Here is a 24,113-nt window from a genome sequence, read left to right as displayed (position 1 = left end):
TAGCATGGATTTTTTCGATAAACATAAAGCCCTTATAATAACCGTACTTTTTTGTTCGGTTTTAATTCTTGGCCTTTATAATTTTAACCTTTCCCAAAAACAAAAGTACCAACAAGAAATGTTGGTAGATCTAGAAGAATATACACAAACTGAGGAGGAAGAAGAAATTCCGGAAGAAGAAGCAGAACCGCAAAATTCTAATAATTCTCCCGAAACACATAGAGCTTTTAATGAAAACCAGGAAGCGCGGGAAGAAAATTTCAACAGAGAATTAGATGAAATCTTAGAACAGAATAGTGCGCAACAGGAAAAAAGTTCAGAAAACGAAACGGAAAGTTCTACTAAGGGTACTTTCGCTACCGGAAGTAAATCTGAAACAAAAAAACGATCTGATGGCGATGCTTCTTCCAAAGATATTTCTACCCAATCGGGAAGTTTAAGAAATAGTTCCATCTCATTTTCGCTGCGCGGAAGAAATGCAATCTCTATTCCTAATCCCATTTATACCTGCGACAGGGCCGGAAAAATTGTAGTGAATATCACTGTAAACGCTGAAGGTCGTGTAATTGATACCGGAATTAATAAAGCAAGTTCAACTTCAGATAACGAATGCCTGATAGAAAACGCATTAGAATATGCCGCCAATGCCGTATTCTCCCAATTGGTGGGAAGAAACGAACAACCCGGCACTATTACCTACAATTTTAAACCTTAATTAAAATGACGAAATTACAACGCTGTGGCTGGTGTGAAGGCGATGCACTTTACGAAGCATACCACGATAATGAATGGGGCGTTCCTGTTTATGATGATGAAACCATCTTTGAATTTCTAATCCTGGAAACATTTCAAGCCGGTTTAAGCTGGATTACCGTGTTGCGAAAACGAGAAAATTTCAGAAAAGCTTTTGATGATTTTGACTACAAAAAAATCGCTAAATATTCTGAAAAAAAAATTCAGGAATTATTGGAAAATCCGGGGATTATCAGGAATAAATTAAAAGTGAGAGCTACAGTAACCAACGCTCAAAATTTTATAAAAATTCAGGAAGAATATGGGAGTTTCAGCAAGTATATCTGGAGTTTTGTAGAGGGTGAACCAATTCAGAACGCAATAGAAGATTACAAAAAAGCTCCTGCAACTACCGCTATTAGTGATAAATTAAGCAAAGATTTAAAGAAAAAGGGATTTAAGTTTGTAGGTTCTACCGTAATGTATGCTCATATGCAGGCTACCGGTATGGTAAATGATCACGAAGTAACTTGTTTTAGGTATAAAGAAGTTAAAAAACTCTCTTCAGATTAATCTTCAAGAGGAATTTCTAAATATTTAAGAAATCTCTTTCTCGGGATTTCTTCAGCGCCAAGGCTTTCTAAGTGTTTGGTGTAAACCTGACAATCTATGAGTTTAACACCTTCATCTTTTAACTGATTAACCAGGGTTATAAAACCGTATTTAGAAGCATTACTAACCCTGGCAAACATACTTTCACCGCAAAACACCTGTTGTTCTTTAAGATAAATTCCGTAAAGTCCGCCCACCAATTCATCACCCTGCCAAACCTCTACAGAGCGGGCAAGATTAAATTCATGTAATTCTCTATAACTTTTAATTATCTCGGGAGTTATCCAGGTTCCATGTTGGCCTTCCCTCCTGATCTCTGCGCAAGCTTCTATAACTCGTTCAAAATCTTGGTCAAAAGTTACTTTAAAAGCTTCTTTTTTAAATAGTTTCTTCATACTCTTAGAAACTCTTAATTTCTCGGGAAAAAGCACCATCCTGGGGTCGGGACTCCACCAAAGTAGAGGTTGTGAATCGTCATACCAGGGAAAAATTCCGTGGTTATATGCATAAATTAAACGTGGAATACTCAAATCTCCCCCAATAGCCAATAGTCCCTGTTCATCGGCTTCAGAAATAGGAGGAAATTTTTCGTTATGTTGTAAATAATGCAATTATCAGGGATTTTAGATGAATAAGAAAAGTACAAAAAGAAAAAGCTTAGCCCTCTTAATAGGATGCTAAGCTTTTTATAATATGAAACGAAATTATTTCTAAATCCCGCAAAAGAATTTTTTAGAAAGGAAGATCGTCGTAATCTTCTTCGTTTAAGTTGTTGGCAGGTTCAAAATTATCTGGTGGCGGAACATTTTGCCCACCTGCCGGCTGGTCTGCCTGTAGATTTTCTATTCTCCAACCCTGGATAGAGTTAAAATATTTGGTTTCTCCCTGCGGACTTACCCATTCTCTACCTCTAAGGTTAATTCCAATTTTTACCGGTTGGCCTACCTGAAAGTTATTAAGCAAATCTGTTTTATCCTGAACAAATTCTATCATAATATGTTGTGGATATTGCTCCTCTGTAGTCACCACTACTTCTCTCTTTCTAAACCCATTATTTCCAAAGGTCTTGGTTTCACCAATTAACTTAATCTTGCCTTGTACTTCCATTTTAATCTGTTTTTGCTAATAATAATTTCCAGGCAGCATCGGTATTGTTCTTCTCTAAAAACAATTGTGCCCGGGTATGAATATCTGTTTTGTTATTTAGTTTTACTAATTCAGCTAAATCTTTATTTTTAGCTATAAAACCTGCAACTTCTTCATCTTTTGGCAGCGCTTCAACATTCCCCAATTTACCAAGATCATTACCGGTTAAAGTTTTACTTTTCCTAATTTCTTCAGGAATGGCATCTATACCAATTCCTAAGCTTGAAAGCGGCTTTGGCACCTCGAACATTCCCATATTGGCACGGGTATACCAATTACCGCCCATTCTGGCCACCTGGTCTATTTTATGTTGATCTATAAATCCGTCATCATCTAAAATGCTTTCATTAATATGCATTTTAAGGACTTCGCAAATCACAAGATTCCCGGCACCGCCTTCCTGGCCGGTTTCAATAACCTGCTTCACTTTACATTCAAATTGTACCGGAGATTCCGCTACCCGAAATGGTTTTACAAGATCAGATTTTAGCATTGTAAAGCCTGCTTTTTCAAACTCATTTACACCTTCGGCATATTCGGTACTGGAAAGTGACATTTGCTGAACAATATCGTAGTTTACAATATTGATAACCACCTCATCAATATTCTTAACATTGGTGTAGGTATGCTTTACCGTATTATCCCTGCCTCTTCTCGCCGGGGAGAAAATTAAGGTAGGAGGATTAGATCCAAAAACATTAAAAAAGCTGAAAGGCGATAAATTTGATCGGCCTTTAGTATCTATTGTACTGGCAAAAGCGATAGGCCTGGGACCAATAGCACCAAGCAAATAGCGATGAAGCTTGCCTGTGCTCACCTCTTTAGGATCTATTGTAAGCATACTTGTTTTTTGGCAAAGGTAACGAAACCAATAGGGAATGAAAAGCCGGGACACGCAATAAAATTCGTTTAAAAACGCTTATCTTTAAATCCTTTAAAGCTCAGAAGCCTGTATGAACTTCACAGACGAACGCACTTTTAATCGCTGGTTTATTATTATCTCGTGTTTTATAGTAGTAGGCCTGGTTTTATGGAATACTACCATCTTTTTTCAGCGTTTAAAACAAGATGAACGAGCTAAAATGAATATTTGGGCGAAAGCGCAGGAAGCTTTAGACCGGGACCCGCCACCGGCCGATGCCGATCTTGATCTTATTCTTGAAATTTTAAATAACAATACCACAATTCCCATAATCCATACCGATACCGATGGAGATATTGCCTACACTACTAATATTGATCCCGATAAATTAGAAAATGAGAAACAAGCGCAACGACTTCTTGAAAATTTAAAGGAAGAAAATGCTCCTATTATTATAAACCTGGGAAATGGAGAGCAACAGTATATTTACTACGGCAATTCCCCGGTTTTAAACAGTCTTAAGTATTATCCTGTTGGGCTGGTTCTTATAGGTTTTCTTTTTATTGGGGTAGTTTATTTTTTCTATACCACAACGAAAAACAGCGAACAGAATAAGCTCTGGGCCGGGATGGCGAAAGAAACTGCACATCAAATTGGCACTCCCTTATCTTCGCTTATTGGCTGGACCGAAATCCTGAAACAGGAAAATGTAAAAGAATCCTACATTATTGAAATGGAAAAAGACATTGACCGTCTTGAAACCATCACTGAACGTTTTTCTAAAATAGGTTCGTCTCCAATTCTGGAAAAAACAAATATAATTGAAGCAACTCAAAACAGCTTCGATTATTTAAAAACAAGAAGCTCACGGCTTATTGAATTCTCCATTGACATCCCTAAAGGATATATCCCGGTAATGTTAAATTCCCAACTTTACAGCTGGACCATAGAAAACCTGGTTAAAAATGCCATAGATGCAATGCGCGGAAAAGGGAAATTGCATATTCAAATTAAAGAGGAACAGAAATGGGCGCATATCTTTATAAAAGATACGGGAAAAGGGCTTGATAAAAATAAATTTAAACTCGTTTTTGAACCCGGGCATACCACAAAAAAAAGAGGCTGGGGCCTTGGCTTATCTTTAGCAAAACGAATTATTGAAGGCTATCACCACGGGAGAATAAAAGTAGAAGAAAGCGAAATAAACAAAGGCACAACTTTTAAAATTTCCCTCAGGAAAGTTTAGAATTTAGAAAGTTGTGTTCTTAAATCTTCAGGAATTCGGAAGGTATTATCTTTTTCAAAATCATAGCAAACCACTACATCTTTACCTTCAGCGCAAACTTCATTAATGTCATTTAGAATAAGATGTTTTAAACCGAAACTGGAATTTTTTATAAAATCTATCCTGGTTTTTACTATAGCTTTCCCGGGGTAATACAGCGACTTTTTAAAATCGCAATGTGTAGAAACCAACATAGTTCCCATATTGGTATTCTCATACATCTCGTAAATACCTGAAGCTTCCCAAAAATTTACTCGACCCGACTGCATATAGCGCATAAACGAGATATTATTTACGTGCTTATACATATCTAAATCGCTCCAATCTATTCTAAGCTCGAGTTTTAAATTATACGTTTCGCTTTCCATTAAAGATTAACGTGAATAGATTCTGCCAGTTTTTTAAATTCCTCTTCTTCCATTTTTACGCTTTTAGAAAAATCCATATCGCTCATAGAATTTAACGGGATAAGATGTACGTGAACATGCGGAACTTCAAGCCCAACAACGGCCATTCCCACGCGCTTGCACTCTACCGTTTTCTCTAAAGCGATGGCTACTTTGCGGGAAAAACGCATTAATTCCTGGTACATCTCTTCTTCCAAATCAAAGATCTTATTCACTTCTTTCTTCGGAATACATAAAGTATGTCCCTTTGCATTTGGATTAACATCTAGAAAAGCTAAAAACTGACTATCTTCTGCGATTTTGAAAGCAGGCACTTCTCCCCTTACTATTTTAGTGAATAAACTGGCCATAATATTTTTGAATTGGTTAGTATATAAATATAAAATCCTTTTCACAGAACCTTAGTTAAAGGTATTGGAAAAGGATTTCACAAACTGTTAAATACCGGAAACTTATTCTCTCCAGATCTCTAAAATTTCAAATTTCATCTTACCGCTGGGTACATCTATTTCCGCTGTATCCCCCACTTCTTTACCGAGTAATCCCTTTCCTATAGGAGAATCTACCGAGATCTTACCCGTTTTTAAATCGGCTTCACTCTGTGCTACCAGCTTATATTTTACTTCGGCCCCACTTGTTTGGTTTTTTATTTTCACGTGGGAATGTACCAACACTTTAGAAGTATCTAATTGAGATTCATCTATAACTCTTGCATTGGCCACCACTTCTTCTAATTTTGAGATCTTCATTTCTAAGAGACCCTGAGCCTCTTTGGCAGCATCATATTCTGCATTCTCACTTAAATCTCCTTTATCACGGGCTTCGGCAATAGCTTCTGAAGCTTTAGGCCGTTCTACATCACGTAGCTGATTAAGTTCATCCCTCAACTTTTTTAATCCCTCTTCAGTATAATAAGATACTTTGCTCATAACTTCATCGTTTATATAAATAGAAAAAATCCCATAGCACGACGGGATTTGTTTAACAAATATAATAAATTTACGCCTTGAAAACAATAATAATATTTAGCGAAAAAATTGCCGATATCATGAAAAAACCTCTTTTTTTCCTTCTATTTTCAGTAATTTTTAGCGCTTGCTCCACCAATGATGACAATGACTTTAATAACCCGAACCTAATAGATTTGAATTTTAGACTTCAACTAAACCTGGATTTTCCTGAATATAATGATCTTCAATTTCCTGGGAATAGCTTTACTACCTACAACGAAGGCATAAAGGGTGTGGTGGTTTATAATATAAATAATTCACAATACACTGCTTTTGAATTAAGCGACCCCAATCATCCGCCGAATAATTGTTCTGCAATGACGGTTGAAGGGATTATTGCTACCTGTAACTGTGAAGATGCAAATTCTTATAATATAATTACTGGTGAATTAATGGAAGGCGAAGGAGAATACTCTATGAAACCTTACCGAATTGAGCGCCGTAGTAATACTATTGAGGTTTATAATTAAAAACCTCCCCCCTCCTGGGAATAGGACGAGAGAGGCGACAAACAAATTAAAATTTCAAAGTAATTCCGGCTAAAAAGTTTGTGGTGGCCTGCGGATAATAGCCCGCACCATCTAAGGTTTGTAAACCTGTAGTAGTATCTGGATTTTCTACATTAAAAGTGTAATAGTAACCGTTGGATACATATTCTTCTCCCAAGATATTATTTACCAAACCTGTAAAAACAACTTCTTTAAAGAAAGGTGCATTTCGCCAGGTATACTGAATATTAAAATCGTTCACAAAATAAGCGTCCAGCTTAGAGTTTTCGGCTTCAATATTACTCATATATTGCTCTCCTACATATTTTGAAAGCATGCTCAATTCTAATCCTTCTGCGGGTAAGTAAGTAATTCGGTTTCCTCCTACTATAGAAGGAGAGAAGGAAATTTCTGTATTTCCAAAATCAACTAATTCTCCATTCCAGGTAGAAACAAAATCTATATTTTTATTTCGGCTTAAAGCCAGGTTGGGTCTAATAAATATTTTATCTGAAAGCCTAATAACGGCATCTATTTCCAAACCTAAACGATAACTATTTCCGCTATTTTCACGAATAAAAGCGCCAACATCATCAATACCACCAGTAAGTACTAATTGGTTTTGATAATCCATATAATAAAGGTTGGTGTTTAGTTGAACCGATGGTGTATTATGGCGCCACCCTAATTCAAAATCGTTTAATTCTTCGTGTTCAGGTTCGCCGTTTTCGTAGTCGCTGCGGCGTGGTTCCCTATTAGCACGGGCATAAGAAAAATAGAACTGATTTTGATCATTTAAAGCATAGGTTAATCCGGCTTTAGGATTAAAGAAGTTAAATGAATCATCTACCAGAAATTCAGTTCCTTCAGATAACATTCCTACGGTTTCATAATCTATCGTTCTTACCTGAAGGTCTAAATAAGCCGCCAGTTTTTCTGAAACTGCATAAGTTGCTTTTCCGTAGAGATTAAAATCGGTTTTAGTTCCTGTATTTTCGTAATAAGGCTCATAGGGATCGTTATTCCTGGCAAATCGCGTGTAAATCACATCTCCAAAATGATCTCCAATATATCGGTTCCAGCCACCTCCAACAATCACATCCCAATCCTGATCCTGATAATTCAAGCTGAAAACGCTTCCGTAGAAATGATTATCCAGCCATTTGGTTCCAACAAGATCTGAGGTGGTTACTTCTTCACCATCAGCCTGGAAATTCTCCAGCCCAAATTCATTTAAAGTAGCGTCTTCTTTATATTCTTCATAATAACCGCGCCCGTAAGTATAATGAAAAGCAAGGTTAGAAGACCAGTTCTTGTTATACTCCTGATTCCACAATAACTGATAATGATCCTGCTTGTAATTATCGGTTTGATTATCGTAAAATTTAGTATTTCCTTCATCATCGGTATAAACCCCGGCGGGATTGTATGTTCTATCATTTTCGAGAGTTTCAGCATCAATTCCGTACCAAGCCTGGTAAGTTCTTTCACTTCCGCCAAAAGTAATGGCTTTTACTAAGGTGTTTTCGTCTACATAAGTTCCTTGCAGAAAATAAGACTTTAAATCACTACTGGCGCGATCTATATAGCCGTCACTTTTTATTTGAGAAGCTCGACCTGCAAATTCCCAATGATCGTCTATAAGCCCTGTACTGAATTTCACGGTGTGCTTGTGCGTATTAAAAGAACCGTAACTATTGGCAATTTCTGCATTTGCTTCTTCGCTATAACCATCGGTTAAAATATTAAGGCTGGCACCAAAAGCTCCTGCGCCATTTGTAGAAGTACCTACACCACGTTGCAGTTGCAGATTTTCTACAGAAGAGGCAAAGTCTCCAAGGTTTACCCAAAAAGTTCCAAGACTTTCGGCATCATTATAGGGAATTCCATTTATAGTAACATTTGTACTGGTGGGGCCGCTACCTCTAACCCTAATCCCGGTATAACCAACGCCTGCTCCCGCATCACTAGTAGTAACCACGTTTGGCATATAATTCATTAACACCGGAATATCCTGACCCAGGTTTCTATCTTCAATTTCTTCGTTAGTAAGATTACTGTAGGTAATTGGCGATTTCGCACTTACCCGCACCGAAGAAAGAAAAACTTCGTCCAAAACTTCCTGTACATCGCTAAGATCTACATCCAGGGTTTTATCCTGATCCAGTTTTACTTTTAAGGTTTTTTGGTTTCCATAGGAAAATACCAGGTTATACTCACCTTCTTCAAGCTCAAGGCTGTACCTGCCATTCTCATCGGTAGTGGTGCCATCGCCTGGTTCTACGGCATAAACTGCGACTCCTTCAACCGGAGTTTCGCCACGGGTAACTGTTCCCTGTAAAGTGTGAGTTTGAGCAACGGCTTGCAATGAAATTAAGCAGAGGCCGGTAAAAAATAATAAAGATTTCATTCGTAATAAATTATTTACGAATAAAAGGGGCTATTATTCTTTGGTTAAAATTAGATAAAAAAAAATCCTGAAATTGCCCACCGGTGTTATGGCATTTTCAGGAGTAACATACGTTTGCGCTACTTGCGCGTATCCCTTGGCAGCATTACCTGCCCAGGTTCTTTGGGTATGATCTCAGCCACACTTAAGTGGCACCCCTTTGAGATTTGCGGCAAATGTATAAAGCTTTTATGGAATTCCCATAATTTTGGAGCCAATAATTCAGCCCTATAAACCATTAGCTTAGCAAAGGACTTCAAATTTAAACAGGTACGAAAATTATAAGATCCAGGATTATGCTATTTTCATTTCGTTTAAATGGTGTAATTTTGGTTGTAACAGTTCTATGCGAAACACAAAGCAGTCAATAACTTATAAAGTGATTGGCGGATATCTTTTGATAGCCGCACTGGCAGCCCTTGCCGTATGGTTTGTATGGAAACAGGTGGTTGCTTTTAGTGAAGTTTCAGAAAATAACAGCAACAATAATGAGCAATTATTTCTGCTAAGTGATATTACTACCAGTCTTTTTGAAACCGAAAATTTAAGCAGGCAGCTTATTCAAACCGGAAATGAAGCCGATTTGGAAAAGTATCAACTTCAAATAGACAGTATTCAACTTGATATCCAAAATTTAAAAAACAGCTATGCTGATAATTCTATGAAAAATGAATTAGACAGTATTGCTGAATTGCTTTCAGACAAAACCTCCAACCTCCAGGAACTTTACAAATTAAGGGAGCAGCAACGTAACCAAAATTATTATTCGCAGGTTTTAAATGAACTTAGAAAAGTAGACCCTTCTTTTAACGATTACAATTACAGGCAACGTTTCTCCAACCTGGAACCGCACCAACGCAGGTTATTAATTAGGTTGCTGGAATATTCCCGAGAAGATAACGCTGAACAACTCACCAACCGCACCGCCGATTCTATTATTGGTTCGGTTAGAAATGTACTAAGCCAACTGGAGATTGCCAATAGGAGGTTTCAAAACACGGTAGACGAAAAGGAACAGCAATTCCTTGAAAACGATATGATTATTAACCAGCAGCTAAGACGTTTGCTGGGAAAAATTGAGCAGGAAGAACGGGAAGCATCTATACAACGCGCCAAAATCTCTCAAAATATGATTGAAGAAAGTTCGCAAATCTTCCTTATAGCAGGAATTGTGAGTTTCTTAATTATTTTACTGTCACTTATTTTTATAATTCAGGATATTACTAAAAGTCAGCAATACCGAAGAGAATTAGAAGAAGCCAAAGATTTTGCTGAAAGTTTGCTAAAGAAACGTGAGCAATTTATGGCTGCAATTACCCACGATTTACGCTCTCCACTAAACACACTTATTGGCTACACAGATCTAATTGAAAAATCTTCGCTAAATAGCAAGCAGTCGCATTATATGGATCAGGTGAAGAAATCCTCTAATTTTATTCTGCATTTAGTAAACGATTTATTGGATCTTTCTAAGCTGGAAGCAGGTAAAATGACTGTGGAAAAACTTCCTTTTAACCCCGCAAAACTTATAAGAGACACCGTTTATAACTCTTTACCGGCCACAAAGAATGAAAAGGTGGAGGTGATTTTTGAAGCTTCAGAAGAAACCGATACACAGGTGCTTAGTGATCCCTTTAGAATAAAACAAATTATCGCCAACCTCATCACTAATGCCTGTAAATTTACCCACGAAGGAGAAATAAGAGTAGGTATTCATCTTAAAAAAGAAATTGAAGATAGCTATTGTCTGATTATTTCGGTAAAAGACACCGGGATAGGAATTTCCAAAGAAAAACAGGATGAGATTTTTGAAGAATTTTCACAGGAAAATACGAAAATTGAAAAAGCATATGGCGGTACCGGCCTGGGACTTACTATCACAAAAAGTCTTACCGAATTACTAAAAGGCGATCTAAAGCTTGAAAGTGAGCAGGGACAAGGTAGTGAATTTACAGTTTTTATTCCGGTTAGAAAACTTCCTGGCGAGGCAACAACAACCGCAGAAGTATCAACAATTGTAGAAATGCCAGACCTGAGCGGTAAAACTGCCCTTATTGTTGATGATGAACCATCGCAGCTTTCTTTAACGCGGGAATTGCTAAAATCTATGGGAATGCAATGCGACAGTGCCCTAAACGGAAATGACGCACTGAAAAAACTGGAAAATAAAAACTATTCTTTGGTTTTAACCGATATTCAAATGCCAGAAATGGATGGTTTTGATCTTATTAAAAATATCAGGAAAAAATATAAAGTAAGTGAATTACCGGTGATAGCTTTATCTGGCAGGACCGATATTGATGCTGAAACTTATAAACTTGCCGGATTTAATAAAAGCCTTTTAAAACCTTATAAACCCGGAAAATTACAACAAAGTATTGCCGAAATTTTTAAACTTAACCTGAAGCAAAAAGTAAATAATAACCTCCAGAATTCTACGAAAAATACTTATGATTTGCAGGATATTTATGATTTTTCGGCTGGAGATCAAAAAGCAGTACAAACCATTTTAGAAGCTTTCATAGAAAGTTCCAGATCGCAAATTGAACTTATTGCCATTGCCAGGAAGAAAAATGATGCTAAAGAGGTAGCGCGCCTGGCGCATAAAATGGTGCCTATGTTAAAACAAATAAATGCCAGGCAGCAGGCAGGGCAATTTGAAAGACTGGAACAACAAGAAGTTTTTTCTGATGAAGAATTTCTACAGCTAAAAGCTAACATTTTAAATTTAATGGAAGAACTGGAGCAGGAGATTAAAGTTTAATATCGTATTGCTTTAGCTTATTATAAAGGGTTTTACGATCTATAGAAAGCAATCTTGCCGCCTTACTTTTATTACCACCAGCTTTCTCCAAAGCGTCTAAAATAAGCTGTTCTTCGTTCTTATTTTTAAATAAACCGTATTCAGTTTCTGTATTAGATTGGGAAGCAGTGGCTATTTCATGAGGCAATACTTTAAGAGGAATCATATCATCTTGCGTTAGCAGTACCGCACGTTTTACCATATTCTTTAACTCCCTTAGGTTTCCCGGCCAGTTATAGTTTTTAAAAGCTTCAATAGCACTTTCGGTAAAACCAATCACATTTTTTTCCAATTCAGCATTTGCTTCTTCCAAAAAATATTCAGCAAAAAGCATTAAATCTTCTTTGCGCTCTTTTAAAGCAGGAACTTTAATAGAGAATTCATTAAGACGGTGATAAAGATCTTCCCTAAACTCCCCTTCTTTCACCGCTTGCGCAAGATCTTCGTTAGTGGCCGTGATTACCCTTATATCTACCTGAATTTCATTATTACTTCCTACCGGTTTTATTTTTCTTTCCTGTAAAGCTCGTAGTAATTGCACCTGGAGTTCATAACTTAGGTTTCCAATTTCATCAAGAAAAAGAGTACCACCGTTTGCCGCTTCAAAATGCCCGGTTTTATCGTTTATAGCACCGGTAAAAGATCCTTTTAAATGACCAAAAAATTCACTGGACGCCAGTTCTCTAGGAATAGCACCACAATCTACAGCGATAAAAGGAGCATCAGCACGTTTACTTTGTTTATGGATACTTTTTGCAACCTGTTCTTTTCCGGTTCCACTTTCTCCCATAATTAAAACCGACATATTGGTTGGAGCAACTAATTCTATATAATCACTTAGTTTTAAAGCAGCTTCACTAACACCTTTCACAAAACTCGTCCCTTGCAAAGAATCTGTTCTTTGTGTTTTCTCAGGTCTTTTTTCAACAGTGGGTTGTACTTCTGTATGGGTTAAAGCATTTTTAATTGTTTGTAAAATAGATTCTGGTCTAAATGGTTTGGAAACATAATCGAAAGCACCATTTTTCATAGCTTCTACAGCCATGCTAATTTCAGCATAACTGGTCATAATAATAACCTGCGTACCGGCATTTTCTAACTTTACCTGTTTTAAGATATCAAGACCACTAGTGTCTGGCAATCTTACATCTGAAAGGATAAGGTTAAAAAAATTAGCTTTAAGTTTCTTAAAAGCTTCTAAGCCAGAAAAAACCAATTCAACCTCATAGTCGCGCTTGATTAAAAATGTTTTCAACATAGTCCCAAAAGGAACATCATCTTCAACTATAAGGATTTTTGTCATTGATCTCAATTTAAATCGTCTTGCAAATTTAACAATCTAAAATTCATTGGGTTTAAAATAAGCATAAAAAAAGAGACCTCGTTAAAGGTCTCTATCAATGACAATCTAAATTTTTATTAAAAAGTGTCATTGGGTGGTATCCATTTTCCAGACTACATTAAGTAAATCGTCATAAATCTTTCAGCTTAACTTAAACGGCTAAAAGTGTTAGTTAGCAGGTCCCAATGGTCCTAAAACCGTTCAAGTTTACATTCTACCCTAAATATACAGAATTTTCTACTTACTTTATGTTATTTTCTGGTGCCGAAGGAGTTGGTTTCTCTTAAATTCCAGCTAAAATTTCTTAAAAAAATTTCCGTTGGAAGTTTGTAGGGTAAATATATCCAACGGAAATTTAAGGTTAGTTAGCAAGTAGTTAATCTATTTCTCTTCTTTTTCGATCCAATTTCCCTCAGCATCGATGTAAGCTTTTTTCTTTTCACCATCTACATTAAGTGATAGTTTATATACTTTCTTACCCTCTTTTTCTTTTACCCAGGCTTCTTCAGCTACGGCTCCATTCATATCGGTCATTACCGCATCTTTAATTGCTTGCGGAAGAGCCAATACATCAACTTCTTTATAATCGTCTTTTGTTTCCTGAGCTTCTTCTACGCTCTCAATTTGTTCCATTTCTTCTGGCTCTTCTACCTGCGCTTGTGCATTTTGACTGAATAAGAACATTCCGGCTGCAGCCATTAAAGTTAATACTAGCTTTTTCATAATAATAAGGTTTTAAGTTTGTGGTTTAAATATGATAGGTATAAAGGAAGAATTATACCAAAGTCTTATAATATTAACTAACTATCTAACAATAAGCTTTTTACAAAATACGCAATAAATTAATTGGGAATTTGTTATGTAGAAAGCTGGGGTTTTTAAGAGAACATTATGTAGAAATGTAGAATTACTAATTTTATGAAACAAAAAAAGAGACCCTAAGGCCTCTTTTTCTCCGAAAATCTAAATTATACAACAGTATCTTAAGCTGCTATATTTAATATTAATTTAGCAATAATTACATATAAAAAATTGTACCAGTAAAATCCTACAATTTTAATCTATTGAAAATTAACATTTTAAAATTTTATTGTTTTTAGGTTTTCACAAAACCAGGGATATTCTTGTAGATTTTTTCTACACTTATGTAGAAAAAGGCCTCACTTATTTTAAAGGATCGTTTCTTCTAGCTTTCTTTTCAGCATTAATCTTTTTCGCTTTTAGGCGTTTTAACTTTGCAGCTTTGCTGGGTTTAGTTTTCTTTCTTGGTTTTGGTTTTTTAATATTCTCCCGAAGTAATTCAAAGAATTTTGCAATTACCAGCTCTTTGTTTTTATGCTGACTTCTACTTTCTTCACTATTGAGAATTAAAAGGTTCTCTTTGGTTAATCGAGTAGCCAGTTTTTTAATTAATCGCGCTTTCTCTTCTTCTAAAAGTCCTTCTGAAGCTTCTAAATCAAAATAAAGTTCAACTTTAGAAGAAGTTTTATTAACGTGCTGCCCGCCGGCACCAGAACTGCGCACGGCTTTAAAACTAAGTTCCCGTATTATTTGTTGCTCGTCCAAAACAAATTATTTGGCCTGATGAGAGGGTTTTAAAAGATCGGCTACTGTTTTTACCGGGTTAAAGGTCTCTACCGGAACTTCTACAAAAACCGTATTCCAGTAAGCCATACCGCCATTCCATAAGCCAGGGCGCTCCAGGGCTTTTAGAGGTTTGCCATCTTTGGTTTTATCTGCAATAAAACTCATATTTTCATCTACATAATTATTAAGATCAAAACTTTCTCCTTTATGGTTTTTAAGGCTACACGCTATATCTACCGGATTAAAATGTGTAGAATTATTTAGAATCTCTAATTGCTCTGAATTATTTTTATCTATTTGCGCACCTTCAATAATTTGAAGCGAGATCTCTCCATCTTCATTTTTAACTAAGAAAGGTCCGCCGCCGGGTTCACCTTCGTTTTTCACCATTCCGCAAACTCTTAATGGACGGTCTAATTTTTTACACAAATATTGCGTTTTTTCTTCCCCCGTAAATTTGTTAAAAGATGAAGTTACCTTTACAAACAGTTCATTCTCCAAAAATTCAGCAATCTCGTCTAATTTAGCTTCAGAATTATTCCCACCGTCAAGGTTTTGCATATATTCAAAAACCTGGTTTTGCAGCGCTATTAATTTACCACCCAGCATTTTTTTCATTTCTACCACTTTTGGCAAATTGGTATTAACGACCACGTTATCTATATTTTTAACAAAAATAAGATCGGCTTCTTGTTTATTCAGATTTTCTATTAATGCACCATGCCCGCCGGGTCTAAAGAAAATCCTGTTATCTTCATCTCTAAAGGGATTATTTTCTTTATCCACCGCAATCGTATCCGTTTTTGGATCCTGGTTAGAATAAGAAATTTCAAATTTAGTGTGATTAGCCTCTTCTACTCTTTCTTTAATGTTTTCAAATTTTTCTTCAAACTTCTCTTTATCACCTTCAGCTACAGTAAAATGTAGTTTTGTCACGCCGTTTACTGAAAGATATTTCGCTGCACTATGCAAATGCTCTTCAAAAGCCGTAGCGGTATAATCGTTATATTGGTGGAAAGGAACCAAACCTTTTGGCAAGTCGCTTAACCCAAGTCCATTTTCATACAACATGGTTTTCACCAAAATCAGATGTCGTTTGTCATTAGATTTTTCTGAAAAATCTGGGTGATTTTCTTTGGCTTTTTTGGAAGCGACTTTATAAAATGGAAGTTTATCCATTTTCTCAAAAAACAACTGAAGGTTTTTATCATCTTTACTGTCTAAATAATCTCGTAAGCTTGTTTTTTCAGGATCAAATTCATCTGCAAAATTGTGAAATGCCTTAAACATTCGTGTTGCCGCACCAGAAGCGGGTACAAATTTTAAAAGGTCTAAATGCTCCTTTTTATCTTCAAATGTTTGAATATATTTTTTTTGATCTTCTACTGAATAGACAAAAATGCCATTTCCTACGGTCGCCGCCTGTTGAATATCTACTTTTATATTTCCTCTTTCAAATATCTGGATTTGTCTTTCAACCTCCTGGGTTGATAATCCTTTTTCCTCAATTTGCAAAATGTCTATTTCGCTAAACTCCACGTCTATTTATTTTTTAAAAGTTCGTCTATTTTCTTTACCGCAGTTTTAAAACGTTCCTCTAAATCTCCTTTTAGAATCACGTAAGGTTTTTTACTGTTTTTAAGAGCAGCTTCAAACCTTTTAAACATCCCAATACGGTCTTCTGGTTTATCCCGAAGGTCATCGGGCGTCCACGGTACGTCAATATACGTTAAAAAGTAGAGATCGTAAATGTTGTTTAACGCATGTTTAAGAAGTTGAGGATCGCAAAACCCTTCGTAATAGGCTTCAGAATAAACCTTTAGCTCTAAAAGATCGGTATCGCTAATTAGGAGTTTATTAGCCTTTTTAGTGAGTGTATTTTCACGATTCATTTGGCCTTCAGCAATGGGAATCATATCTTTTGGTTCGCAAACTCTTTGCTCATTATCCCATTTTTCCTGAAGATAATCCCGCATAAATTCTTCTACCCAAAGCGTGTTATAATGTTTTGCCAGCATCTCTGCCAGGGTGGTTTTTCCCGTAGATTCTGGTCCAAAAAGAACCACTTTTAAGACGGACGAAGGTCGTTGCGCAAGTTTTTCTGCCATGCTTTATAGCCGTATATAGCGATTATAGTAAAAACAAAATATTGAAGTGCCGTTAAAGTAAAACCTTTATAAAAATAGAGTGGTACAGAAATAACATCACCAATAATCCAGAAAATCCAGTTTTCAATCTTTCTATTGGCCATTTGCCACATTCCCACGAAAAAAATAGCGGTTGTAAACGTGTCTACATAGGCCGTCCAGTTGTTCCATTTATCAAAATACTCGTAAACAGCGAATACAAAAAGCAAGGTCGCAATAAAAATAAACAGACTTTGCCAATTCTCCTTTCTGGTAGTATTGGTTATGGGTGTATAATGTTCTTTATCTACTTTTCTTGTCCAAATATACCAACCATAAATGCTCATAGAAAAATAATAGGCGTTAATCATCATATCTCCCAGCAATTCCCATTGCCAGAGCAAATAAACAAATATCATGGTACTTATAATCCCAGTGGGATAAACCAGAATGTTATTTTGCTTGGAATAAATGACCGAAAGAAAGCCGAAAATTACCGCAATTACTTCCAGGATAATAAATAAAGTAGAATACCCGTAATACTGGTCAAAGAAAAAATCAAAAATCGGCTGCATAGTCGCTAAGATCAGATTTTACAATTTTTATATAGATAAGTCCGTTATCAATGGTTTCAAAAACATTTTTGATTTCTGAATTCAATAAATTCATCACCTCATCATACTCTCCATAAACCTGGGTACTTAATGGGTTTTCTTTTATTGCTAATCCTGAAGCCCTTAATTTTTTAATAAAAGCAATGATTTTTGGTTCAAAATCGTCCTGCAACGGACTTAAGGTTAATTCTACTGAAATTTTCATGATTGAAATTTTACCCACGAATATTTTACTGGACTTTCTGTGGAAGCCAAATTTAAAGATTTGAAATTAGTATTGTTGTGCCTTAAACTAACAATTTGTGAAGCTTTATTTTTTTGGACTACCACAAATTAGATTCTGAATAAATTCAGACTGACGTCTACTAATTTTCAAATTGTGTTCCCATAACGATCATATCAGCTCCAGCTTTATAGGCCTTTTTCTGTTGTTCTAAACTTCGAATTCCGCCACCTACTATCAAAGGAATATTTATTGCTTTATTTACTTCAGTAATAATTTCTTCGGAAACCGGAAAATCGGCACCACTTCCTGCTTCCAGGTAAATAAGATTTTTTCCTAGAAATTGACCGGCAAGTGCGGTATTTACAACTGAAGTAACTTCAGATTGCGGAATAGGCTTTGTACAGCTTACTCGCTGCACAGCGCATTCTTTCCCACCCTCAATTAGAATATAAGCCGTCGGAATAATTTCCAGTTTGCTATTCTTTAATTTTTCTACAGATTTTACCTGTTGCTCTATTAAGTACTCAGGGTTTCTTCCGGAAAGAAGGCTTAAAAAAAGCAATGCATCTGCTGTTTCTGTAATTTGTGAATAATCTCCTGGAAACAGAATAACCGGAAAATCGGTTTCAGCTTTAATCGCTTTTACGGTTTTTTCGGTTTTAAAATTTTCCACCGTACTACCGCCTACAAAAATATGTGTAGTTTGTTTTGGTAATTTTTCCAGGTATAATTTTGTTTCCGCTTCTATAAATTTATCGGGATCTATTAAAATGGCGAGTAGTTTTTTTCCATTAGTCGCAGCCTGGAAAATTTCAGCATAAAAATTCCGCATTAACTTTGGACTTTTTTCGAGCCTTCCCAACCATACACACAGGTAAAACCTTCAAATTCCAAAAAATTCATCTCGTAAAAAGACTCTTTTCCTTTAAAGTTCACTTTCGCGGTTGTTTCGGCGTCATCAAAATCAAAATCGGTCACATTTATGTGCTGTAAAAACCCTAGACCCGGTTCGGCATACATTTTATAAATAGATTCTTTAGCACCCCAAACAATAGTGAGTTTTCTTATTAAAGCCTCTTCGTTTGCAACGGTATGATATTCACTAAGCGGGGTGAATTTATTGGCAATTTTGAGAATTTTATCGCGGCGTTTTTCAATATCTATTCCCACCTTTTCATCACTTAAAATAATAGCCGTAAAATTAAAAGAATGGGTAATGGAGATATTCTTACCATTTTTTAAATGGGGTTTCCCTAAATCGTCATAAAATAAATCGTGATCTACATAGCCCGCTTCGGCCATTAAATGGCGAATACTCATAAAACCACGACGGTGAATTTCAGATTTCATTCCCTTTACGCGATTTTGGCAATGTTCGGTTAATTCTATCCCTTCGCTAAGTTCTTCAAAAGGTTCTTCTACCTTCCAAATGAAGACTTTAGTATGCGGGTTTACTGTTATTGTTTTGTAAAGTGGCATGTAGGTTTGTTATAGATTCCTTATTTTTGCGAGACAAAAAATTGCTAATATTCAAATATAATAATATGTCGACTAAAACAGTGCCGTATACCGCTTATAAAGTTAAGGATATTTCCCTGGCGGATTGGGGAAGAAAAGAGATAGAACTCGCCGAAGCTGAAATGCCGGGATTAATGTCCCTGCGTGAAGAATATAAAAATGAACAACCATTAAAGGGAGCCAGAATTGCCGGATGTCTTCACATGACCGTGCAAACTGCAGTACTTATTGAAACACTTATTTCTTTAGGGGCCGATGTAACCTGGAGCTCTTGTAATATTTTTTCTACACAAGATCACGCTGCAGCTGCAATTGCTGCCGCAGGAATTCCCGTTTACGCCTGGAAAGGAATGACCGAGGAAGAATTTAACTGGTGTATAGAACAAACCCTGTTTTTTGGTGAAGAGCGCGAGCCGTTGAATATGATCCTTGATGATGGTGGCGATCTTACCAATATGGTTTTTGATAAGTACCCGGAGCTTGCTGAGGGAATCCGCGGACTTTCAGAAGAAACCACTACAGGAGTTCACAGACTTTACGAAAGAATGAAAAACGGAACTTTGGTAATGCCGGCTATTAACGTGAACGATTCGGTTACCAAATCTAAGTTTGACAATAAATATGGATGTCGCGAAAGTGCTGTTGATGCTATTCGCCGGGCTACTGATGTAATGCTTGCCGGAAAACGCGTTGTAGTTTGTGGTTATGGAGATGTTGGTAAAGGTACTGCCGCTTCGTTTAAAGGTGCGGGATCCATTGTTACCGTTACGGAAATTGACCCAATTTGTGCGCTACAAGCTGCGATGGACGGGTTTGAAGTGAAAAAACTGGAAACTGTACTTCCTAAGGCTGATATTGTAATTACAACTACAGGAAATAAAGATATAGTTCGCGGAGAGCATTTTGAAGCGATGAAAGACAAAACCATCGTTTGTAACATCGGGCATTTTGATAATGAAATCGATGTTGCCTGGTTGAATAACAATCACGGGGATTCAAAAGACACTATAAAGCCTCAGGTAGATAAATATACTATCGCCGGGAAAGACATTATTCTTTTAGCGGAAGGGCGATTAGTGAATCTTGGTTGTGCTACAGGCCACCCAAGCTTTGTGATGAGTAACTCATTTACCAACCAAACTTTGGCACAAATTGAACTTTGGAAAAATTCTGATAAATACGAAAATGAAGTTTATATGCTACCTAAGCATTTAGACGAAAAGGTTGCCAAACTTCACCTTGAAAAAATTGGAGTAGAATTAACCGAACTTAAAGATTACCAGGCTAAATATATTGGCGTGGAAGTGCAAGGCCCATATAAGCCCGAGTATTATAGATATTAATTTAGTCATTTCCGCAAAGGCGGAAATCTATTTAAATTTATTTGAAAATTTTAGACCTCACAGATTTCCAAAATCTGTGAGGTCTTTTTATTTATTATACGTCATCCTGAACATGTTTCAGGATCTAAAAAATCATTTCTAATTACCACTCATAAACCATACAAAGAAAATAATAGCAATAAGCACCACAAGTGCAGCTAGCAAGACAAATACCCATTTCCCTACTTGAGGTTTTGTTCTTTTGGGTTTTGAAATATTATGAGACTGGCCCAAAAAACCACTTCTTTTAATGATTTCTGTAGCTTTTTCTCTATCGCTTTCCGCCACTTCAATTCTAAGTCCGTCGTTGCCAAGTGCACCAATATTGGTCGCATTATCGGTAGCTTCTCCGTAAGACCGGTAATCTAATTGTTCATCATCAAAAAGATTTTTAATAATAGAATGTTCATTTCGGTCAGAGGTGCGAAAAACGTCTATATATTTCATAACATATAACTTAAAGTCTAAATTAAAGATACAAAAAAACCCCTTCTGAATTTCAGAAGGGGTTTCGATATAATTCTAAGAATAAAATTCTTTATCTCCAATAAGAGTGTAAGACTTATGCTTCAAACGGTTCTATAGAAACGTAAGATTTATTATTCTTTGTTTTAGAAAACTTTACTACGCCGTCTACTTTAGCGTGTAATGTATGGTCTTTTCCTGCATATACATTCTCACCTGGATTATGTGCAGTACCTCTTTGTCTAACAATAATATTTCCGGCTACGGCTGCCTGACCGCCAAAAATTTTCACGCCTAAACGTTTCGATTCTGACTCTCTACCGTTCTTGGAACTACCGACTCCTTTTTTGTGTGCCATTTTACTTTAGTTTTAAGTAGATTAATATTTAACTTAAAGCTTCAATTAATTCAGCTTTCTTCATAGAAGAGTAGCCTTCAAGACCTTTCTCCTTCGCCATCTCTTTCAATTCAGCTACGGTGTATTGATTTAAATCTTCCGATTTACTATCAGTTTTGGCTTCTTTCTTAGGTGCTTCTTCTTTTTTAGTTGAAGCAGCTTTACTTCCACCTTTTACATCGATGCTTTCAATTACGATTTCGGTTAAAGATTGACGGTGACCGTTTTTCTTTTTGTAACCTTTACGTCTTTTCTTTTTGAAAACAATTACTTTGTCTCCTTTAAGGTGACGGGTGATTTTTGCTCCTACTAGAGCACCATCTATAGCCGGGGCGCCAAGGTTTATGCTGTCACCATCTCCGGTAAGAAGAACTTTGTCAAAAGAAACGCTGTCTCCTTCTTCTCCGCTTAGACGGTTAACAAACACCTTCTGGTCTTTTGCAACTTTAAATTGCTGCCCTGCTATCTCTACAATTGCATACATAGTGTTGTGATTAATTAATTTATGCTAAAAATTTACGCTTACTTTTTTCGCAAGCGGGTGCAAATATACTTCTAATTAATTAATTCACAAAGCCTAAAAAACTTTAATAAGTATGTTCCTGTCCTTCTTTAGTATTCCAGGAATCTTTAAATAACTGCATATAGGCTAAAGTAAGCACCAGGCTGGTTGCAAACCCCATAACCGCCACTACAAAAAGCACTATACCAATATCGGTTCCATAATCGGTGCGCCACATATTAATAAGGTTATTTAAAAAATCTGGGTTTAACTCTGTGGCATATAATGCAAAGAAGATAGTAAATAAAATAGTGGCATTAAAACCGGTAAGCAGGCTCGCCATAAAACCTTTTTGATATTTAAATTTTGAACCTTTGGAGCTTCTATATGCCTTTAAAGCCAGCCACATTCCGCCAGCCATAATTACCCCGTTAAATAAACTGAATAAAGGATAAATGTGTAAATTAAAGAGCGATAGGATTAAAAAATAGACAATAAGTCCTACTGCAATTATGAGACTGTATTTAATTGGAACACTAAAATTCTTCATAGCTTTTGGTTGGTGTTTTATTTATTAAACGAATTGCAGACCGGGGAACTTTTAACCCATTTACTAATTACAAGTTTGAAAAATGTTAGTCCCGGGCCCTGAAACCGCTTTACTTTAAAAGTAAATTTCTAAAAAAAGTGCCGGTTTTTAGCTTAATAGCTTGTTAATTTTGACACTATTCGCACAAATACATTAATTTCTTCATTATTCTGAAATTATGCTGTAACAAAATACGATATTCAAACACTAATACAATGCATTAATGAAAAATCTATTAAAAAATGATTAAAAACTTAAAGATGGCTGCCTTTGCATTAGTTTGTAGCGCAGCAGGAATTGCCCAGGAGGTAGAATTTACCGAGTACGACCTGGACAACGGATTACACGTAATTTTACATCAGGACAACACGGCTCCCGTGGCGACCGTTGGAGTAATGTACCACGTAGGTGCTAAGGACGAAGAAGAAGGCCGTTCTGGCTTTGCTCACTTTTTTGAACACCTTTTATTTGAAGGTACCGAGAATATTGAGCGTGGAAAATGGTTTGATATTGTAGCCGCAAATGGCGGTAGCAATAATGCCAACACCACGCAAGATCGTACTTATTATTACGAGACGTTCCCTTCTAACAACCTTGAATTAGGTTTATGGATGGAGTCTGAAAGAATGTTTCACCCGGTTATTAACGAGGTAGGCGTAGAAACTCAAAACGAGGTTGTAAAAGAAGAAAAGCGCTCTCGTATTGATAACGCTCCTTATGGAAAGATTATTTATTCCACAGGTATCAATAAATATGTTTTTGATAACCACCCTTACAAAAACTCGGTTATTGGCACCATGGAAGATCTTGACGCAGCCGAGCTAGACGAATTTAAAGCTTTCTTCGATAAATATTATGGGCCAAACAACGCTACTTTAGTTGTTGCCGGTGATATAGAAATTGATGAAACTAAAGAAATGATCGAGAAGTATTTTGCTGAAATTCCTGAAGGAAAGGAAGTAGAAAGAGTTTCTGTTAAAGAAGAACCAATTACTGAAACTATTACAGCAACAGAATACGATAGTAACATTCAAATTCCGGCCAAATTATTTGTTTACCGCACGCCTTCTATGAAAGAAAAAGATGCTTATATCCTTGATATGATCTCTTCAATTCTTACTGATGGGAGAAGCTCAAGAATGTACAAGAAAATGGTAGACGAAGAAAAAACCGCGCTACAGGTATTAGCATTCCCAAGATCTCAGGAAGATTACGGAACTTACGTTATGGGTGCTCTTGCTTTAGGAGAAACTCCACTAGATACTTTAGCTGCTTCTATGGATGAAGAAATCGATAAACTTCAAAACGAATTGATTTCAGAAAAAGAATATCAAAAACTTCAAAATAAATTTGAGAACCGTTTTGTAAATTCTAACAGTAGCATCCAGGGAATCGCTTCTTCATTGGCAACGTACAATGTACTTTATGGGGATACAGATCTTATTAACGAAGAGATTGAAATCTACAGAGACATCACCAGAGAAGATATTAAAAGAGTAGCTAACGAATATCTTAACGAAAACCAACGTTTAGAGTTAGATTACCTTCCAGAAAGCGAAAAGGAATAACAT

Annotated in this window: 27 protein-coding genes; 7 read left to right on the top strand and 20 right to left on the bottom strand. The window is 36.3% G+C overall.

Features of this window, described 5'->3' with window-relative positions; all coding sequences use genetic code 11:
- Nucleotides 1–4 precede the first annotated feature (4 nt).
- Nucleotides 5–715, top strand: coding sequence for a hypothetical protein (locus B4F31_RS10760; protein WP_075325628.1), 711 nt, complete (start codon nt 5–7; stop codon nt 713–715).
- A gap of 5 nt (nt 716–720) precedes the next feature.
- The gene (locus B4F31_RS10755) at nt 721–1,305 is read left to right on the top strand and encodes a DNA-3-methyladenine glycosylase I (RefSeq protein WP_286761302.1); all 585 of its coding nucleotides are present in this window, start codon (nt 721–723) and stop codon (nt 1,303–1,305) included.
- Here B4F31_RS10755 and aat read toward each other — a convergent pair.
- The 3 genes from aat to B4F31_RS10740 all read right to left on the bottom strand — a co-directional run bounded on the left by aat (nt 1,302) and on the right by B4F31_RS10740 (nt 3,331).
- Nucleotides 1,302–1,955, bottom strand: coding sequence for a leucyl/phenylalanyl-tRNA--protein transferase (gene aat, locus B4F31_RS10750; protein ID WP_075325626.1), 654 nt, complete (start codon nt 1,953–1,955; stop codon nt 1,302–1,304). The two genes, B4F31_RS10755 and aat, sit on opposite strands and share 4 nt — an antisense overlap.
- Nucleotides 1,956–2,076: 121 nt before the next feature.
- Nucleotides 2,077–2,451 (bottom strand): DUF3127 domain-containing protein, encoded by a 375-nt coding sequence (locus B4F31_RS10745; protein WP_075325625.1) that lies wholly within the window; start codon nt 2,449–2,451, stop codon nt 2,077–2,079.
- 1 nt (nt 2,452) lies between these two features.
- Complete coding sequence (locus tag B4F31_RS10740; RefSeq protein ID WP_075325624.1) at nt 2,453–3,331, bottom strand: flavin reductase family protein; 879 nt, start codon at nt 3,329–3,331, stop codon at nt 2,453–2,455.
- A gap of 112 nt (nt 3,332–3,443) precedes the next feature.
- Here B4F31_RS10740 and B4F31_RS10735 point away from each other — a divergent pair, with 112 nt between their 5' ends.
- Nucleotides 3,444–4,598: a sensor histidine kinase gene (locus B4F31_RS10735; protein ID WP_286761301.1), complete on the top strand. Its 1,155-nt coding sequence runs from the start codon at nt 3,444–3,446 to the stop codon at nt 4,596–4,598.
- Here B4F31_RS10735 and B4F31_RS10730 read toward each other — a convergent pair.
- From B4F31_RS10730 to greA, 3 genes are all read right to left on the bottom strand, one after another.
- Entirely contained in the window at nt 4,595–5,005 is a 411-nt protein-coding gene (locus tag B4F31_RS10730) for an acyl-CoA thioesterase (protein WP_286761300.1), read from the bottom strand. The two genes, B4F31_RS10735 and B4F31_RS10730, sit on opposite strands and share 4 nt — an antisense overlap.
- The gene (locus B4F31_RS10725; protein WP_075325621.1) at nt 5,005–5,394 is read right to left on the bottom strand and encodes an HIT family protein; all 390 of its coding nucleotides are present in this window, start codon (nt 5,392–5,394) and stop codon (nt 5,005–5,007) included. The genes B4F31_RS10730 and B4F31_RS10725 overlap by 1 nt, the downstream gene beginning before the upstream one ends.
- Nucleotides 5,395–5,496: 102 nt before the next feature.
- Nucleotides 5,497–5,973 carry a transcription elongation factor GreA gene (greA, locus tag B4F31_RS10720; protein ID WP_075325620.1) on the bottom strand — a complete coding sequence of 159 codons (477 nt, stop codon included), beginning with the start codon at nt 5,971–5,973 and terminating at the stop codon, nt 5,497–5,499.
- 119 nt (nt 5,974–6,092) lie between these two features.
- Here greA and B4F31_RS10715 point away from each other — a divergent pair, with 119 nt between their 5' ends.
- Nucleotides 6,093–6,524, top strand: a complete 432-nt coding sequence (locus B4F31_RS10715) for a hypothetical protein (RefSeq protein ID WP_075327891.1) — start codon at nt 6,093–6,095, stop codon at nt 6,522–6,524.
- A 46-nt stretch (nt 6,525–6,570) separates the two neighbouring features.
- Here B4F31_RS10715 and B4F31_RS10710 read toward each other — a convergent pair whose 3' ends face one another.
- Nucleotides 6,571–8,952, bottom strand: coding sequence for a TonB-dependent receptor (locus B4F31_RS10710; protein WP_075325619.1), 2,382 nt, complete (start codon nt 8,950–8,952; stop codon nt 6,571–6,573).
- Between the two features lie 385 nt (nt 8,953–9,337).
- On the opposite strand from B4F31_RS10710, the gene B4F31_RS10705 reads away from it, so the two are divergent.
- Nucleotides 9,338–11,755, top strand: coding sequence for a hybrid sensor histidine kinase/response regulator (locus B4F31_RS10705; RefSeq protein WP_075325618.1), 2,418 nt, complete (start codon nt 9,338–9,340; stop codon nt 11,753–11,755).
- Here the strand turns inward: B4F31_RS10705 and B4F31_RS10700 are convergent.
- The 9 genes from B4F31_RS10700 to B4F31_RS10660 all read right to left on the bottom strand — a co-directional run bounded on the left by B4F31_RS10700 (nt 11,745) and on the right by B4F31_RS10660 (nt 19,168).
- Nucleotides 11,745–13,097 carry a sigma-54-dependent transcriptional regulator gene (locus B4F31_RS10700; RefSeq protein WP_075325617.1) on the bottom strand — a complete coding sequence of 451 codons (1,353 nt, stop codon included), beginning with the start codon at nt 13,095–13,097 and terminating at the stop codon, nt 11,745–11,747. The genes B4F31_RS10705 and B4F31_RS10700 overlap by 11 nt on opposite strands.
- Nucleotides 13,098–13,517: 420 nt before the next feature.
- On the bottom strand, nt 13,518–13,859 hold the full coding sequence (locus B4F31_RS10695; RefSeq protein ID WP_286761299.1) for a hypothetical protein: 342 nt from the start codon (nt 13,857–13,859) through the stop codon (nt 13,518–13,520).
- Between the two features lie 441 nt (nt 13,860–14,300).
- Complete coding sequence (arfB, locus tag B4F31_RS10690) at nt 14,301–14,702, bottom strand: alternative ribosome rescue aminoacyl-tRNA hydrolase ArfB (protein ID WP_075325615.1); 402 nt, start codon at nt 14,700–14,702, stop codon at nt 14,301–14,303.
- Between the two features lie 6 nt (nt 14,703–14,708).
- The gene (locus tag B4F31_RS10685; protein ID WP_286761298.1) at nt 14,709–16,262 is read right to left on the bottom strand and encodes a DUF4301 family protein; all 1,554 of its coding nucleotides are present in this window, start codon (nt 16,260–16,262) and stop codon (nt 14,709–14,711) included.
- A gap of 2 nt (nt 16,263–16,264) precedes the next feature.
- Nucleotides 16,265–16,831: an AAA family ATPase gene (locus B4F31_RS10680; RefSeq protein ID WP_075325613.1), complete on the bottom strand. Its 567-nt coding sequence runs from the start codon at nt 16,829–16,831 to the stop codon at nt 16,265–16,267.
- Nucleotides 16,792–17,424 carry a nicotinamide riboside transporter PnuC gene (pnuC, locus tag B4F31_RS10675; protein WP_075325612.1) on the bottom strand — a complete coding sequence of 211 codons (633 nt, stop codon included), beginning with the start codon at nt 17,422–17,424 and terminating at the stop codon, nt 16,792–16,794. Before pnuC ends, B4F31_RS10680 begins: the two co-directional genes overlap by 40 nt.
- Entirely contained in the window at nt 17,408–17,668 is a 261-nt protein-coding gene (locus tag B4F31_RS10670; RefSeq protein WP_075325611.1) for a thiamine-binding protein, read from the bottom strand. Before B4F31_RS10670 ends, pnuC begins: the two co-directional genes overlap by 17 nt.
- 160 nt (nt 17,669–17,828) lie before the next feature.
- The gene (locus tag B4F31_RS10665; RefSeq protein ID WP_075327890.1) at nt 17,829–18,521 is read right to left on the bottom strand and encodes a geranylgeranylglyceryl/heptaprenylglyceryl phosphate synthase; all 693 of its coding nucleotides are present in this window, start codon (nt 18,519–18,521) and stop codon (nt 17,829–17,831) included.
- On the bottom strand, nt 18,521–19,168 hold the full coding sequence (locus B4F31_RS10660; protein WP_075325610.1) for a 4'-phosphopantetheinyl transferase family protein: 648 nt from the start codon (nt 19,166–19,168) through the stop codon (nt 18,521–18,523). Before B4F31_RS10660 ends, B4F31_RS10665 begins: the two co-directional genes overlap by 1 nt.
- Before the next feature lie 65 nt (nt 19,169–19,233).
- Here B4F31_RS10660 and ahcY point away from each other — a divergent pair, with 65 nt between their 5' ends.
- Nucleotides 19,234–20,550, top strand: coding sequence for an adenosylhomocysteinase (gene ahcY, locus B4F31_RS10655; RefSeq protein WP_075325609.1), 1,317 nt, complete (start codon nt 19,234–19,236; stop codon nt 20,548–20,550).
- Nucleotides 20,551–20,688: 138 nt separating this feature from the next.
- Here the strand turns inward: ahcY and B4F31_RS10650 are convergent, their stop codons facing one another.
- From B4F31_RS10650 to B4F31_RS10635, 4 genes are all read right to left on the bottom strand, one after another.
- On the bottom strand, nt 20,689–21,036 hold the full coding sequence (locus B4F31_RS10650; RefSeq protein ID WP_093305844.1) for a DUF2007 domain-containing protein: 348 nt from the start codon (nt 21,034–21,036) through the stop codon (nt 20,689–20,691).
- 115 nt (nt 21,037–21,151) lie between these two features.
- On the bottom strand, nt 21,152–21,412 hold the full coding sequence (gene rpmA / locus B4F31_RS10645) for a 50S ribosomal protein L27 (protein WP_075325607.1): 261 nt from the start codon (nt 21,410–21,412) through the stop codon (nt 21,152–21,154).
- Nucleotides 21,413–21,440: 28 nt separating this feature from the next.
- Nucleotides 21,441–21,935, bottom strand: a complete 495-nt coding sequence (gene rplU, locus B4F31_RS10640; RefSeq protein ID WP_075325606.1) for a 50S ribosomal protein L21 — start codon at nt 21,933–21,935, stop codon at nt 21,441–21,443.
- Between the two features lie 103 nt (nt 21,936–22,038).
- Nucleotides 22,039–22,503: a DUF4199 domain-containing protein gene (locus tag B4F31_RS10635; protein WP_075325605.1), complete on the bottom strand. Its 465-nt coding sequence runs from the start codon at nt 22,501–22,503 to the stop codon at nt 22,039–22,041.
- A 281-nt stretch (nt 22,504–22,784) separates the two neighbouring features.
- Between B4F31_RS10635 and B4F31_RS10630 the strand changes: the two genes are divergently transcribed.
- Nucleotides 22,785–24,110 carry a M16 family metallopeptidase gene (locus B4F31_RS10630; protein ID WP_286761297.1) on the top strand — a complete coding sequence of 442 codons (1,326 nt, stop codon included), beginning with the start codon at nt 22,785–22,787 and terminating at the stop codon, nt 24,108–24,110.
- Nucleotides 24,111–24,113 lie beyond the last annotated feature (3 nt).

It is taken from the genome of Salegentibacter sp. UBA1130 (assembly GCF_002311535.1).
GTDB classification, from domain to species: Bacteria; Bacteroidota; Bacteroidia; order Flavobacteriales; family Flavobacteriaceae; genus Salegentibacter; species Salegentibacter agarivorans.
This window is presented reverse-complemented; position numbering and strand designations above follow the sequence as displayed.